Consider the following 16412-nt stretch of genomic DNA (forward strand, 5'->3'; position numbering starts at 1 on the left):
CCCTGCGCCAATCCGTATCAACTCCTGGCACCATCCCCGCATAGACTCCCCGTCTATGTGCGCTATCGCACAGCATGCTCATGGTCAATACGCTAGCCTTCCAAGGTGTCGGCGAGCCATATCAAATAAGCAATATTCCCTTCCTCGTTAAACGCCTGCCCGCTGGGCTTGATGGCCGTCCGCATCCCGCAGCGACGTCATCCACCCGCGCAGCGTACGCATCGCCTTCAGAAAGAGATACCGATCTTGAATGCCATCCGTCAATTCCTGCTGGACCACTTGATTCCTGTGACGAAACTACGTGACAGCAATGTCGCGCACGACAACCTCGACGATGAACAGCCGCTGCGTGCCGAGCTGTACGGCGCTGCGCAGATGGCGCATCACGGTACGGTGCTGGCGGGTTCGCACAGCATCAGCGAGAGTCCGGGACGCGATCTGTTGCTGGGACGACTGGCCGACAACGAGTCCGTGATTATCGAGACCTGCAACATGCTCACGGTAGCGATGCGGGCCAACCGCCAGATCACGCCGGCGGCGGAATGGCTGCTCGACAATTTCTATCTGATCGAAGAACAGATCCGTACTGCCAAACGTCATTTGCCGAAGGCCTACAGCAAACAGTTGCCGCGCCTGCTGTCCGGGCCGTCGGCCGGCCGGCCGCGCGTCTACGACATTGCGCTGGAGACCATTGCGCATGGCGATGGCCGGGTCGACCCCGAAAGCCTGAGCCGTTTTGTGGCGGCCTATCAGCAGGTGCAGTCGCTCAAGCTGGGCGAATTGTGGGCGATTCCGATCATGTTGCGCCTGGCGCTGATCGACAATCTGCGCCGCATCGCCGCGCGCCTCGATACCGCCCGCATCAACCGCGACCTGGCCGATACCTGGGCCGACCAGATGACCGAGGCGTCCGAAAAAACACCCGGCCAACTGATCCTCATCACCGCCGACATGGCGCGCTCCGAACCACCGCTGGTGCCCTCGTTCATCGCCGAACTGGCGCGCCGGCTGCAGGGCCAGAATCCCGCGCTGGCGCTGCCACTGACCTGGGTCGCGCAGCGCCTGTCCGAAAACGGCGAGACCATCGAACAGCTGGTGCAGCTCGACGCGCAGCAACAGGCCAGCGACCAGGTGTCGATCAGCAACAGCATCGGCAGCCTGCGCTTTCTGGGCAACATGGACTGGCGCGAATTCGTTGAATCGCTCAGCTGCGTTGAAAAAATCCTGCAGCGCGATCCGCACGGGGCCTATCCCGCGATGGATTTCGCCACCCGCGACCGCTATCGCCACATCATCGAAAAAGTCGGTCGCGACAGCAGCCCGTCCGAACTGGAAGTCGCCGAGGCTGCCCTGGCACTGGCCCGACAAGGCGAGATCGTCAACGGCGCGACGCACCGTACTGCGCACGTCGGCTATTACCTGGTCGGCCGCGGGCTGGCGCAATTGGAAAAGAACGTCGGCTTGCGCCGCTCACTGTTCGACGCCACGCAGCATGCGATCGAGCGCTGGCCGTTGCGCATTTATCTGGGCGCGATGGCGGCGATGATCGCGTTGGCGACCGCGCTGATCCTGGCCGAGACGACACTCGGCAACCGCGCGCCACCGCTGTGGTTACTGGCGATCGTCGGCGCACTGGCCGTGCTGGCGACCAGCCAGCTGGCGATCGGTCTGACGAACTGGGGCGCGACGCTGCTGACCAAGCCGCATCCGCTGCCGCGCATGGACTACACCGGCGGCATTCCGGCCGAGTCGACCACCCTGGTGGTGATTCCGACGATGCTGTTTTCGCTACCGAACATCAATGAATTATGCGAGGCGCTGGAAGTGCGCTTCCTGGCCAATCGCGACGACCATCTGCGCTTTTGCCTGCTGACTGACCTCAACGATGCCGCCTCCGCTGTAGTGGCGGGCGACGAACAGCTGATCGAGCATGCGGCAAGTGCCATCGATACCCTGAACCTGAAATATCCGAATAATGCCGGCAGTCCGTTCTTGCTGCTGCACCGTCCGCGCCGCTGGAATCCGCAAGAAAAAGTCTGGATGGGCTACGAGCGCAAGCGCGGCAAATTGGCCGACCTGAATCACTTCCTGCGTGGCAACGCTGGCGATGTATTTTCGTGCGTGGCCGGCGATACCAGCCGGCTGCAGGAAGTGCGCTTTGTCATCACGCTCGATACCGATACCCTGCTGCCGCGCGACGCCGCACGGCAATTCATTGCCACCCTGGCCCATCCGCTGAACCGCGCCGACTACGATGCACGCCTGCAGCGCGTCACCGATGGCTACGGCATCCTGCAGCCCCGCGTGACCACCAGCCTGCCCGGGGCAAGTGCGTCGCTGTACGAAAAACTGTGTGCCGGTGAACCCGGCATTGATCCCTACACCCGCACCGTCTCCGACGTCTATCAGGACGTGTTCCGCGAAGGCTCGTTCATCGGCAAGGGTATCTACGATATCGATGCGTTCGAACGTGCGCTCCATGGCAAATTGCCCGACAACCAGATCCTCAGCCACGACCTGCTGGAAGGCTGCTATGCCCGTGCCGGACTGATCAGCGACGCCCAGTTGCACGAACAGTATCCGGCCCGCTACCGCGATGACGTCAGCCGTCGCCATCGCTGGATTCGCGGCGACTGGCAATTGCTGGCATGGCTGTTTCCTACGGTGCCGGGTGCCACCAACGGTGACGGTCGCGCCGGACCGCGCAATCGCAATCCGCTGTCGGCACTGGCGCGCTGGAAGCTGTTCGACAACCTGCGTCGCAGCCTGGTCGCACCTGCGCTGGTGACAATGTTGCTGATCGGCTGGAGCCTGTTGCCGGCCGGCTGGTTCTGGACGCTGGTGGCGCTGGTCATCGTGCTCGGTCCCGCCGCCGTGGCGATCCTGATGGACCTGGTGCGCAAACCTGACGAGGCATTGCTGACCCAGCATCTGGCCGAAGTCAACCGCGCCGGCGTCCGTCATCTGGCGCACGGTCTGCTGCAACTGACGTTCCTGCCGTATGAAGCCGCTTTCAGTGTTGATGCCATCGTGCGTACGCTGTGGCGCATGCTGGTCTCGAAACGCCGTCTGCTCGAATGGCAACCGTCAGGCCGGGTGGCACGGCGCGACAACAATCACCTCGGCGATGTGTACGAATCGATGTGGTTTGCGCCGGTACTGGCGCTGGTGACAGCAGGACTGTTCATGGCCTACCGGCCGATGGCACTGGCCGGCGCGGCACCGTTGCTGGTGCTGTGGTGGTTGTCGCCGGCGGTGGCCTGGTGGATCAGTCGGCCACGGCAACAGGCACCTGCTGTCCTGAGCACTTCCCAGACCCTGTACCTGCGCAAGCTTGCGCGCAAGACCTGGGGATTTTTCGAAACCTATGTCGGCGCGCAGGACAACTGGCTGCCGCCCGACAATGTGCAACAGGAACCGGTCGCCGTGATCGCGCACCGTACCTCGCCGACCAATATGGGCCTGTCACTGCTGGCCAATCTGGCTGCCTGGGACTTCGGTTATATCGGACTGGGTCGACTGCTCGAACGCACCGACCACGCGTTGCACACGATGAACCGGCTGGAGCGCTTCCAGGGGCATTTTTACAACTGGTACGACACGGTCTCGCTGGCACCGCTGTCGCCGATGTACGTCTCCAGTGTCGACAGTGGCAACCTGGCCGGACATTTGCTGACGCTGCGACCCGGACTGGAAATGCTGGCCCATGCACCAATCCTGCCGCCGCAAAGTTTTAGCGGGATCGGCGATACGGTCAACGCACTGCTTGCCGCCACCAACGCACCACCGGCGGCGGCACTGGCGGATTTCCAGGCGCGCCTCCAGCAGGCACTGGCGTACCCGCCACACAGCCTGCGCAGTATTGCAGCCACGCTGGAAGACCTGGCCAACGAGGCGACCGACCTCATCGGCCACCTCGGTGCGACAGCCGATGCCGAAGTCCTCTGGTGGGCAACTGCACTGGCCAATGAATGCCGCGAACGCCACACCGAACTGATGGCATTGGCACCCTGGGTAGCGCTGCAGGACGAAGACCGTCTGACGCTGCACCCCGACCTGCGTGCAGCACTCGACGTGATTCCGACGTTGGCCGAGGTTGCGCAGATCAGCAACAAATTACAGGCCGAGCTGGACGCCCAACGCGCGACACTCGATTCGGATGCGCAACACGCCGCCTTCGCCGCGCTGCTCGACGCGCTCGAATCCGGCAGCAGGCTGGCGCTCGACCGTATCGCCGACATCCATCGCCTGGCCATGCAGGCCAACGAATTCGCCCGCATGGAATACGACTTCCTGTTCGACCACACCACCAAGCTGCTCTCGATCGGCTACAACGTCAGCGAGCGCCGCCGTGATGTCAGCTTCTACGACCTGCTGGCCTCGGAAGCGCGCCTGGCAACCTTCGTTGCGATCGCGCAGGGCCAGCTGCCGCAGGAGAGCTGGTTTGCACTCGGACGCCAGCTGACGGTGGCCGGTGGCGAACCGATCCTGGTGTCCTGGAGTGGCTCGATGTTCGAATACCTGATGCCGCTGCTGGTCATGCCGACCTTCGACGACACCCTGCTGGACCAGACCTACCGGTCGGCGGTACGACGCCAGATCGACTATGGCGCACAGCGCGACGTGCCCTGGGGTATTTCGGAATCGGGCTTCAATACCTTCGACGCCGCGCTGAACTACCAGTACCGCGCCTTCGGCGTACCGGGGCTGGGTCTCAAGCGTGGCCTGGGCGATGATCTGGTGGTCGCGCCCTACGCCACCATGATGGCGCTGATGGTCGCGCCGGAAGCTGCCTGCCTGAATTTGCAGCGCCTGTGCAAGGAAGGTTTCGAAGGTCGTTACGGCATGTACGAAGCGATCGATTACACCACCTCGCGCCTGCCGCGCGGACAAACCAGCGCCGTCATCAAATCGTTCATGGTGCATCACCAGGGCATGGGCTTCCTGAGTCTGGCCTACCTGCTGTGCGAGCGGCCGATGCAGCGCCGCTTTGCGTCCGATCCGCTGTTCCAGGCCACCATGCTGCTGCTGCACGAGCGCATCCCGAACGCCACTGCACATTATTCGAACACCACCGAACTGGCCGACATCCGTACCACCACCGGCGAGCAGTCGATGCCCATGCGCGTGTTCCACCGCACCGATAGCCGCACACCCGAAATCCAGCTGCTGTCAAATGGCCGCTACCACGTGATGATCAGTAATTCCGGCGGCAGTTCCAGCCGCTGGAAAGACCTGGCGGTCACGCGCTGGCGTGCTGACAGTACGCGCGACAATTGGGGCACGTTCTGTTACGTGCGGGACCTCGACGACGGACATTTCTGGTCGACCACCTATCAGCCGACACTGACCGAACCGCACAGTTACGAAGTGATTTTTTCGGAAGGCAGGGCCGAATTCCGCCGTACCGACAACGAGATCGACATGCATACCGAAGTCGTGGTCTCGCCGGAAGACGACATCGAAATCCGCCGCACCAAGATCACCAACCGCTCGCGCCTGCGCCGCACCATCGACATCACCAGCTACGCCGAAGTGGTGATGGCACCGGCGGCTGCCGATGCCGCCCATCCGGCCTTCAGCAACCTGTTCGTGCAAACCGAACTGCTGCCGGACAGCGGCGCCATCCTCTGCACCCGCCGGCCGCGTTCCGCCAACGAGCAGATGCCGTGGATGCTGCATCAGGTAGTGGTCCATGGCAGCACCATCGGCCCGGTCTCGTTCGAGACCGACCGCATGGCATTTATCGGGCGCGGCAATCTGCTAAGCGCTCCGGCGGCGCTGACCGATGCCGTTCACCTGTCCAACAGCGCCGGCTCGGTACTCGACCCGATCGTCGCGATCCGTTATCAGATCACGCTCGAACCCGAAGAATCCGCCAGCGTCGACATGGTCACCGGAATGGTCGAGACGCGCGACAGCGCCCTGCACCTGATCGAAAAATACCAGGACCGTCACCTCGCCGATCGCGTCTTCGAACTGGCCTGGACACATAGCCAGGTCGTGCTGCGCCAGCTCAATGCCACCGAAACCGACGCCCAGCTATATGGTCGCCTGGCCGGTTCGGTGGTCTACATGAACCCGGCATTGCGCGCCGATGCCAGCATCCTGATCAAGAACCGGCGCGGACAATCCGGCCTGTGGAGCTATGCGATTTCGGGCGACCTGCCGATCGTGCTGGTGCAGATCAAGGCACTGGCCAACATCGACCTGATCCGTCAACTGGTGCAGGCGCATGCCTACTGGCGCCTGAAAGGGCTGGCGGTCGACCTGGTGATCTGGAACGAAGACCACGCCAGTTACCGCCAGGTGCTGCACGAGCAAATCATGGGGCTGATCGCCTCGGGCATGGAAGCGCAGTCGATCGATCGGCCGGGCGGAATTTTTGTGCGGCAATCCGAACAGATCGCGCCTGAAGACCACGTGCTGCTGAAGTCGGTCGCGCGCGCAGTCCTCAGCGACAGCCACGGCACGCTGGCCGAACAGGTCCAGCGGCGCAGCATGCAGGAGTTGCGCGTGCCGGCGCTGGTGCCGCTGCGCACTGGCAGCGGGCGCACGGTCGCACCTGCCACCAGCCACGAGGCGCTCAAGCCGGAACGGATTCTGGCCAACGGCATCGGCGGCTTCAGCCCCGACGGGCGCGAGTACCTGATTACCACCTCCGCCCAACAGCGCACGCCGGCACCATGGAGCAACGTGCTGGCCAATCCGCATTTCGGCAGCGTCATTTCCGAAAGTGGCCAGTCCTACACCTGGGGCGAAAACGCGCACGAATTCCGCCTCACGCCCTGGAACAACGACCCGGTGTCGGACACCAGCGGCGAAGCGTTTTATCTGCGTGACGACGACACCGGCAAGTTCTGGTCACCGGCACCGCTGCCCTGCCGCGGCACGGGCACCTACCTGACCCGCCACGGGTTCGGTTACAGCGTGTTCGAGCACGTGCAGGACGGCATCCATTCCGAATTGTGGGTCTATGTCGCGCTGGATGCATCGATCAAATATTCGGTACTCAAGGTCACCAATCGCTCCGGCATGGCACGCCGCATTTCGGCCACCGGCTACGTCGAATGGGTGCTGGCTGACCTGCGTGCCAAGTCGAACATGCACATCGTCACCGAACTCGACCCGATCACCGGTGCGATGTTCGCCCGCAATGCGTACAACACCGAGTTCGCCGACCGGATCGCGTTCTTCGACGTCGACACCACCAACCGCACCATCACCGGCGACCGCACCGAATTCATCGGACGCAACGGCTCGCTGGAGAACCCGGCTGCCATGGGCCGGGTGCGTCTGTCCGGCAAGGCCGGTGCCGGCGTCGATCCGTGTTCGGCGATTCAGGTGCCGATGGACCTGGTCGACGGTCAGCAGCGCGAAGTCATTTTCATGCTCGGCATCGCCGGTCGACGCAATGCCGATGTCAGCACGCTGATCCAGCGTTTCCGCGGCTCGGTCGCGGCGCACGCGGCCTTCGACACATTACGCAAGCATTGGGACCATGTGCTGGGCGCCGTCCAGATCGAAACGCCCGATCCCGCCCTCAATGTGCTGGCCAACGGCTGGCTGATGTACCAGACCATCGCCTGCCGGCTGTGGGCGCGCAGTGGCTATTACCAGTCCGGCGGCGCGTTCGGTTTCCGCGATCAGCTGCAGGATGCGATGGCACTGATCCACACCGAACCGCATCTGCTGCGCGAACAGCTGCTGCGCTGCGCCGCGCATCAATTCGTCGAAGGCGACGTGCAGCACTGGTGGCATCCGCCGGCGGACCGTGGCGTGCGCACGCACTGCTCGGACGATTACCTGTGGCTGCCGCTGGCGGCACACCGCTACGTGATAGCCACCGGTGACCGCGGCGTGCTGGACGACGCTGCCCACTTCCTCGAAGGCCGGCCGGTCAATGCCGACGAAGACTCCTACTACGACCTGCCGCAACGCTCGTCCGAATCAGCCAGCTTGTACGTGCACTGCGTGCGCGCCATTGAACGCGGTCTGCGTTTCGGCGTGCATGGCTTGCCGCTGATCGGCTCGTGCGACTGGAACGACGGCATGGACAAGGTCGGCGAGCACGGCAAGGGCGAAAGCGTCTGGCTGGCGTTCTTCCTGTACGACGTGCTGATGCGCTTTGCCGACGTCGCCACGCTGGTTGGCGATCTGCCCTTCGCCGCGCGCTGCCACGAACAGGCCGCGCTGCTGCAGACCAATATCGAAGCCAATGCCTGGGATGGCGACTGGTACCGGCGCGCGTATTTCGATGACGGCGCCCCGCTCGGTTCCGCTGCCAACGAGGAATGCCAGATCGATTCGATCTCGCAAAGCTGGGCGGTCCTGTCCGGCGCCGGCGACCCGGTCCGCACTGCCAGCGCGATGGCGCAGGTCGACCAGCGCCTGGTGCGTCGCGACCACGGGCTGATCCAGTTGCTCGATCCACCGTTCGACAAAGCGGGCCAGAACCCAGGCTACATCCGTGGCTATGTCCCTGGCGTGCGCGAAAACGGTGGTCAGTACACGCACGCTGCCATCTGGACCGCCATGGCGTTTGCCCGCATGGGCGACAGTGCCCGCGCCTGGGAATTGCTCAACATGATCAACCCGGTCAACCATGCCCGCGATGCCGCACAACTGGCGATCTACAAGGTCGAGCCGTATGTCGTGGCGGCCGACGTGTATGCAGTTGAACCGCACATCGGTCGCGGCGGCTGGACCTGGTACACCGGTTCATCGGGCTGGATGTACCGCCTGATCATCGAATCGCTGCTGGGCATTGGGCTGGAGGTCGACAAGCTGCAACTGACGCCACTCATGCCAGCGGGCTGGGACACGTTCCGTATCCGCTATCGGTATCGCAGCAGCGTGTATCTGATTACGGTGCGGCGCGGTGCGGTGGCTGCGTTGTCGGTGGATGGTGTGGTGCAGCCGGGTGTGACGCTGGTGATGGTTGATGACGGGGTGGAGCATGTGGTGGAGCTGGTGGTGGGTTGATGCGGATTGCGGGCGCGGGGTGACGCCATTACGACTAGCCTGCTGACCACCCCCACCGAGCAGGACGAAACGCATTGCCACCCTCTTCTTGCCACAGACTTTTTGTAACGCCAATCTCAACGTCGATATTCGATACGCATTCGTCTATGCAAGATCAGTGCGCGACATTACTTTAAAGAAAATAAATCTTCAAAGAATAGTTCACATTGCGATGCCTCTTACACATCACGCCTCTGAAAACGGCTTCTGTGTTACCTAAAAACGCTGATCAGGACTTTTCAGACTGACTCTTGATCCTCCCTACGATTCTCACTACAATAGCTCTCATGGAGCCTATTAAAGATTCTGAGAGCCCCGACCAGAGCCGTAATACCGGGCTTCCGGCGCCAGCGCCAGTGGTCCGCGCGCTTGGCAAGCTGGGGGAAGACCTTAACCGCGCACGTCGCCGCAGAAATTTTACGCAGCAAGAAGTGGCCAAGCGCATTGGTGCTTCATTGAACACCGTCAAGCGACTCGAAAATGGTGACCTGAAGGTGCCACTGCATTTCCTCGCGCGCATGTTGTTCCTGTTTGGTGAGCTCGACCGTCTGGTGACGCTGCTGGACAGCGGGCAGGACGAAATTGGCTTGACGTTGATGGATGACCGTCTGCCCAAACGTGTACGCCACAGCAAAAAGCGTGAAAACGCGTTCTGAAAAGGAACAATTTTTTGTGAAAGCCAATGGGTCAAAACTCAACACGCAGGAAATCGTCGAAGTACGTCTCGGCTCAGCTGGAACGCTTGTAGGTCACTTGACGTTTGTGCGTCAAGGCCAGCGGGAGCTATCGCAGTTTGCTTACGCCGCAGCGTGGCTGGAGCATCAGGACGGCTTCGCAATTTCACCCGATCTCCCGTTTGAAGCAGGGTATGCAACGCGACGCGCACCGCCTAAAGTGGATTCTGTTTTCCATTCAGCAATCGCCGACACTGCGCCGGATGCCTGGGGGCGGCGCGTCATCGAGCGTGCGCATGCGAAGGCGCGCAAGGAAAACTCCCGCTTGTTGCCGCTCTGCGAACTCGACTATCTCTGCGCTGTCGATGACTTCAGCCGCGTTGGCGCACTTCGCCTGCATAAAGCGGGGCTTTACTTGCGGACGGCCGATGCCGGTCGGCGAACAACGCCGCCATTACTGGAGCTGGAACACATGCTCTCGGCAAGTCACGCGATCGAGAACAATACAGAGACTGCGGAAGACCTGAGATACCTGCAGGGAAAAGGCACCTCGTTAGGAGGCATGCGCCCCAAGTGCACCGTCCTCGATGAAAACGGCAAACTCGTTATTGGCAAGTTTTCTAGCGTGAACGATACGATCAACGTCACACGGGGTGAAATTCTCGCGCTGGCTTTATCGCGGCGCGCAGGCATCACCACCGCCACGGCACGCGCCGTTTCTCTCAACAGCGCGGCAGTCGCGCTCATCGAACGATTCGACAGAGGGCCTGACGACAAACGAATACCCTATCTTTCCGCAGCGTCAATGCTGCAATCATCACGTGAGGAAACCCACGCTTACACCGAAATTGTCGACGTGATGCGAAAGACCTGCGTGAATCCGGATGACGATGCCCGTGAGCTGTGGCGTCGGCTGGTTTTTAATTTACTCATTACCAATACGGACGACCACTTGCAAAACCACGGTTTTCTCTATGCGGGAGGTGGTCAGTGGAAACTGGCACCTGCGTTCGACGTCAATCCCATGCCCGGCAAATTGCGTGAATCGAAAACCTGGTTGACGGAGGATACCGGGCCGATTGACTCGGTACAGATGCTCCTTGATGAGGCATCCTACTTTTCGTTAACGTCGGAGCAGGCGCATGCGGTACTGGCGGTCGTGCTGGCAACTGTTAAGGACTGGAAGAAAGTAGCGTTAAGTGACGAGGTAGGTCTCACAGCGACCGAATTGATTGCATTCGACGATGCGTTCGAGCACGAGGTGACAGAGGAAGCCCGCAGACTGATTCACCTGGGCGAAAGCATAGTGCCGTCTTGACTGGCGTTGAAGGCACGTTTGAGTGTCCGGCCAACGCGAGAGTTCTTCATCACGCCGTGGGAGTTCTTCATCACATTCACAAACGGATCGTAGATCCGCTGGATCGGCAAGCCGTGTCGCCCAACCCAATGCAGCGCCGCCAGCCCGATCTGTGATAAAACCACGCCACGTCATCTACTCACTAGCCCCCATGAAACTCGCCACCTGGAACGTCAATTCCCTCAAAGTCCGCCTGCCCCAGGTCCTGCAATGGCTGGCCGACAATCCGGTCGATGTGCTCTGCCTGCAGGAAACCAAAACCATCGATGAAAAATTCCCGCAGGCAGAGATCGAAGCCGCCGGTTACCACGTCGTTTTCAGCGGCCAGAAAACCTACAACGGCGTGGCCATCCTGTCGCGCCATCCGATGACCGATGTGGTCCGTAACAACCCGCACTTTGCCGACGAACAGCAGCGTCTGATCGCCGCCACCATCAAGGGCGTGCGCGTCATTTGCGCCTATATTCCGAACGGTCAGGCGCCGGATTCGGACAAGTATCAGTACAAGCTGCGCTGGCTGGACGGCCTGCAGCAATGGCTCACTCTCGAAGTCGCGGCACATCCGAAATTTGCGCTGCTCGGCGACTACAACATCGCCCCCGACGACCGCGATGTGCACGATCCGGCCGCGTGGGTCGGGCAGATACTGGTATCGGAACCGGAGCGGGCAGCGTTTCGCAGAATGATCGATTTGCCACTGGCTGACTCCTTCAGGCTGTTCGAGCAGCCCGCCAAATTGTTCAGCTGGTGGGATTACCGACAAATGGGATTCCGCCGTAACTTCGGCATGCGCATCGACCATATCCTGCTGTCGCCGGCACTGGCTGCGGCCTGCACCGCCTGCGTGATCGACAAGGTGCCGCGCAAGTGGGAGCAGCCGTCGGATCACACGCCGGTGGTGGCTACGATCGAGCTGGTCTAATCGTGGTTGATTGGTTGCATGCCTGACGTTGTGGGCAGCGGCAGCTCGGTCACCGTCTGATTGACCTCGATCAGTTTGAGCCGTGCGATGCGCGTGGGAGCCACCGCCGGTGATGGCATGGTCTTCGATATTGCCCTCGATGTCCGTCCAGCTCAAGCCTTGCGACTGGCCGAGCAACGGCTTTTCGACGCCTACGAGTTCCCATCCCGTCAAGCATCTCCCTCGGTTGTTGCATCATCCGGGCCAGTCAGTTCCTGTTCGATCTGCTCGATGCTGGGCAGGCTGGTTTGCAGGATGTCGGGCAGCGATTCGAGCAATTGATACTCGGCCACGCCGATGGGCGCAGCAACATTGCGCAACGCGTACTCGGCTACCACCTTGTTCTTGCTCTTGCATAGCAGCAGGCCGATGGTGGGCGCGTCGTGCTCGCTTTTGATCTGGCCATCGACGGCCGCCAGGTAAAAACTGAGTTGCCCCAAGTGCTCTGGGTTGAACTTCTCCGCTTTAAGTTCGATCACCACATAGCAGCGCAACTTGAGGTGATAGAACAAAAGATCAATGAAGAAATCATCACCCCCCACTTCCAGTGACACTTGCCGCCCGACGAACGCAAAACCTGCGACCAACTCCAGCAAGAACCGCGTGACATGTTGTACCAGCGCGCCTTCGATCTCGCGTTCATGGGCCTTTTGGCCAACATCCAGAAAGTCGAACAGGTAAGGGTCTTTCAGTGTTTGCTGCGCCAGGTCACTACCCAACGAAGGCAGGCGCTCTGCAAAGTTCGTCACCGCCTTGCCTTCTCTCTCAAGCAAACTGGCCTCGATATGAATAGTCAGTACCGCACGTGACCAGCCATGCTCAATAGCCCGTTGGGCGTACGCCAGCCGTCGTGCCGGATTTTTTAACTTGGCCAGCAACACGAGGTTATGCCCCCACGGCAATTGTCCAACAGCCTGTTGGACAATTGCCGGATCGGGCCAAGCCTCCGCAAAGGAACGCATGGACATCAAGTTGGCGCGAGAGAAGCCCTTCATGTCGGGGAATGCCGTGCGCAAATCATGCGCCAGCCGCTCGATCACCTTCGCCCCCCACCCCTCCCTGCCCTGTCGCTCAAGAATATCGCGGCCCATCTGCCAGTACAGCAGCACCAGTTCGCGATTGACCGCCAGTGCGGCGCGTTGCTGGGCGCTATGGATGCGGGTTTTGAGTTCGGCCAGCCAGTCGGTATAGCCGGTGGGGGGTGGGGTTAGTGAAACAGGGCGACTGGTCATGGGTTAGGTGACAGCAGCTTATTCAGAATGATCTTTTGGCGGTTCTGGTCAAACACATCGGAGCAGCGTTTGAGGACCAGAATCCCGGCGATGTATTCCCTGAAGTCGGGACCGTCCATCTTGCCGTACAGGATATCGACGGCCTTGAAGAGGTAGGGTTCTAGCTGGGTTAAGGGCATTCAGGACATCCGGTTGTGTTCGATTAACCAATGATTGTCAGGGCATTTCCCAATCGATTCCGTGATGCGGTAGCCCAAAAAAGCCGTCTCATTGATCTGCCGCTGTGTCCCTGCTCCGCTCCTTCGCGGCCTTGGGTTTTAGCGGAATTGATCACCGCTACCCTTCCCACGCCAGCAGACAGGTTCAGCTGAATAGACCCTGTCCGGGATTCGGCAACGGGAAATACGGCGCCAACAAGACAGGCACCTTACCCAGGCAGAGGACTTTCCCGCCAGGGTCATTACATTGAAACCGTCTGCGAGCAGCAATGTCCGGGGGCCGGGAGTCGGCTTGAATCGCAACCGCCGCAACGAGAGTGCTTGTCGGTGCAACCGTGGGTACGCGCATTCGGTGAACAGTGCGTGGTCACCTGCACGCACTGCGCATCAGCATCAGCTGCCTGGCTTCAATGTCGCAGTGGAACCGGGTGTCGATGGCGTAGATGATTTTGACGGTGCAGACGAGGTCGATGGTGTGGCCGAGGTCGACGGGCTGGCAGACGTCGATGATCCGGACGATGTTGACGGGCTTGCGGATGTCGATGGCGTGGACGACATCGATGGCGCAGTGGCGCCGGAGGAAGCACCCGCATTGCTGGCACCAGTTGCACCCGCACCACCCGCTGCCGCAGGCTGCGCCATGGATTTTTTCTCGGCCGTGCGATGCTTTTTGGCGTGCTTCTTTTTCGCCATCGGCTTGGTGTTGTCCACGGCTTTGCTACCGGTCGCATCGGTCGTGGTTTGCGCCTGAGCCAATTGTTGTGCACGCTGTTCGATGGCGGCGATTTTTGCAGGATCGGTGCTTTCGGTAATACCACTCGCACTGGTCTGCGCACTGGCAACACCGGCATAGGAGGCAAGGGACATCAATAAAACGATGGAAAGTTTCTTCATAAGATCTCCGTAAGCTGAAAAAGACAATGTGGCACAGGAAGAGTGCATGAAATTCGCCAGCGCACCTGAACCACAGTCCAGAGCGCGACAATTTTTAAGACGGCTGTTGCGCCAAGCAGTTTCAATCTCGACCAGCTAATTGCACGGTTGACGATGAAGATCAACGATCGAGTGGATTACAGAGGATGGATTACAGGAAAACGGCAGTCAGATTACTTTGGTGCCGCCATCGCAAAATCACTCGACCGGTTTTTTTGCGACCAGTTGCTTCTCGAACGCGGCATCGTTCTTCGTGACGCGGCGTGGAATTTGCGGTCCGAAACTGTTGACGAAAGCGACGAATTCATCCAGCGGCAAGAGCTCGGACAGGCGCGACGCCGGATCGGCAGCGGGGCCCAGCATCAGGCAAAACAGGCCTGCAGCAGTACGCATCAAGGCGTAATCAGGATTGCCGCTGCGGGATTTCAGTCGTTCGACGGCAGCGGTTGCGCGGGTTGATCTCACAGGAACTCCAATGAACAGTGATGATTGCAAAGAGCGCCATTCTGGCACGGTGGCACCATCACCGCAGCACCGGCCCCCGGACTTCTTCGTCGCCTCACCGCAGATCCAGCACCGCCATCGTGATTCTGGAAATGCAGACCAGTTTGCCGGTGTCATCGCTGATGCGAATTTCCCAGACCTGGCTGGAGCGCCCGCGATGAATCGGCGTTGCACGACCGGTCACGAAGCCGCTGCGCACGGCGCGCAGATGGTTGGCATTGATTTCCTGGCCGACGCAAAACTGCTTGCTCGCATCCAGCGTCAGGACACAGGCGCAACTGCCCAGCGTTTCGGCCAGCAGTACCGATGCGCCGCCATGCAGTAGTTTGAAAGGCTGCACGGTGCGGTGGTCGACCGGCATCCGGCCAATTAGAAAGTCGTCACCAAACTCCGTAATCTCGATGCCGAGATGGGAAATTGCGGTGTCGGCATGCGCTGCCTTGAGTGCGATCAGGTCGATTGGTGTATGCCAGATTGTCATGGAAGTGTGGTCGGAAAAAGTGCAACAGGGGGCATCGCCTGTTCGACAGCGAACCGCTGCAACGTGGCCGCCTCCCGGATCAGACGATGGAGTGTTGCCACGATAGCAGGACGCGGTGCTGGTCGCCATGCCGGGCGAATTCCAGGCGCATTTTAATGACGATCAGGAGCACGGGGCAACCGAAAACGAGGCGAATGAAATCCGGGGATACGGCAGGAAGTGCGGGCTGGTTTTGATGCAGGGAGGCTGCGGTGGTGGTTGAGCGATTGGCCCGTTGAGTGCCAAGGACTCGGCATGTGCCGCGTGCACCGGTGAATTGGAACACGGTCACGGCGGCATCGGATTGCTGGCGTTGTTACTTGCCTGGCGCTGGCGCCATCGGAGCCGATGGCGCAACCGGAACAGCACGTTCGCCATGACCCGGAGGATGCATCATGCCGTGACGCTTGTCACCATGATGCTTCATGCCATGATGCTTTTTCTCGTGATGCCGGTCGCCATGATGCATCGCAGGCATCGGCTTGCCCGCCTCGACCGCCGGCTGCACCTGACCGAGTTCCCGGGCCCGCTGTTCGATCGCTGCGATTTTTGCCGGGTCGGTGCTTTCGGTGATGCCGGACTGCGCGTTGGCGAAGCCGGCCATGCCGGCGAGGGACAGCAGGATGGCAAGGGATAGTTTGTTCATGGGTTCTCCGTAAGCTGAATAAAAGTGGAACTTGAAGCATGCCAGCAAAGCGGACAGGCGAGCATTTGCTCCGTGCTAAGTATGAACGACAGATCGGAGCATGATGCTCCGATCACACCGCTAGAGACAGTTAGTTGGATTGGTATGCGAGGCAGTTCACTTACGCAACAGGGAGTTGCGTGAACAAGTGGCCAGCACGCAATCATTCTCAAGGGCAGCAGCAATGTCAGCGAAAAAATGCCCGGAACCAACCCGGGACGTTTATCAGAAAATTATTTACACCCTCCGTTCGTTTGCAGTGATTTAATCAGGCGATAACTCATCTCAATTCTCGGGTAAAGAA

General features: G+C 60.5%; 10 protein-coding genes. 4 read left to right on the forward strand and 6 right to left on the reverse strand.

Annotated elements, in window-relative coordinates; genetic code table 11:
* Window positions 1–246: 246 nt before the first annotated feature.
* The 4 genes from ABD720_RS13540 to xth all read left to right on the forward strand — a co-directional run bounded on the left by ABD720_RS13540 (window position 247) and on the right by xth (window position 11977).
* Window positions 247–8985 carry a GH36-type glycosyl hydrolase domain-containing protein gene (locus ABD720_RS13540; RefSeq protein ID WP_344763866.1) on the forward strand — a complete coding sequence of 2913 codons (8739 nt, stop codon included), beginning with the start codon at window positions 247–249 and terminating at the stop codon, window positions 8983–8985.
* A gap of 290 nt (window positions 8986–9275) precedes the next feature.
* Window positions 9276–9680, forward strand: a complete 405-nt coding sequence (locus ABD720_RS13545; RefSeq protein ID WP_344763867.1) for a helix-turn-helix domain-containing protein — start codon at window positions 9276–9278, stop codon at window positions 9678–9680.
* 16 nt (window positions 9681–9696) lie between these two features.
* A complete protein-coding gene (locus tag ABD720_RS13550; protein ID WP_425547979.1) occupies window positions 9697–11016 on the forward strand; it encodes a type II toxin-antitoxin system HipA family toxin in 1320 nt (439 codons plus the stop codon).
* Between the two features lie 190 nt (window positions 11017–11206).
* Window positions 11207–11977, forward strand: a complete 771-nt coding sequence (gene xth / locus ABD720_RS13555; protein ID WP_344763869.1) for an exodeoxyribonuclease III — start codon at window positions 11207–11209, stop codon at window positions 11975–11977.
* 209 nt (window positions 11978–12186) lie between these two features.
* On the opposite strand, the gene ABD720_RS13560 is transcribed toward xth, so the two are convergent.
* The 6 genes from ABD720_RS13560 to ABD720_RS13585 form a co-directional block, all read right to left on the reverse strand.
* On the reverse strand, window positions 12187–13248 hold the full coding sequence (locus ABD720_RS13560) for a PDDEXK nuclease domain-containing protein (RefSeq protein ID WP_344763870.1): 1062 nt from the start codon (window positions 13246–13248) through the stop codon (window positions 12187–12189).
* The gene (locus ABD720_RS13565; RefSeq protein ID WP_344763871.1) at window positions 13245–13427 is read right to left on the reverse strand and encodes a type I restriction-modification system subunit M N-terminal domain-containing protein; all 183 of its coding nucleotides are present in this window, start codon (window positions 13425–13427) and stop codon (window positions 13245–13247) included. Before ABD720_RS13565 ends, ABD720_RS13560 begins: the two co-directional genes overlap by 4 nt.
* Window positions 13428–13859: 432 nt before the next feature.
* Complete coding sequence (locus ABD720_RS13570) at window positions 13860–14360, reverse strand: hypothetical protein (protein ID WP_344763872.1); 501 nt, start codon at window positions 14358–14360, stop codon at window positions 13860–13862.
* Window positions 14361–14597: 237 nt separating this feature from the next.
* Window positions 14598–14864, reverse strand: coding sequence for a hypothetical protein (locus tag ABD720_RS13575; protein WP_344763873.1), 267 nt, complete (start codon window positions 14862–14864; stop codon window positions 14598–14600).
* Between the two features lie 94 nt (window positions 14865–14958).
* Window positions 14959–15384: a hotdog fold thioesterase gene (locus tag ABD720_RS13580; RefSeq protein WP_344763874.1), complete on the reverse strand. Its 426-nt coding sequence runs from the start codon at window positions 15382–15384 to the stop codon at window positions 14959–14961.
* 355 nt (window positions 15385–15739) lie between these two features.
* Complete coding sequence (locus ABD720_RS13585; protein ID WP_344763875.1) at window positions 15740–16069, reverse strand: hypothetical protein; 330 nt, start codon at window positions 16067–16069, stop codon at window positions 15740–15742.
* Window positions 16070–16412 lie beyond the last annotated feature (343 nt).

It is taken from the genome of Actimicrobium antarcticum (assembly GCF_039536745.1).
In the GTDB taxonomy this organism is placed as follows: Bacteria; Pseudomonadota; Gammaproteobacteria; order Burkholderiales; family Burkholderiaceae_D; genus Actimicrobium; species Actimicrobium antarcticum.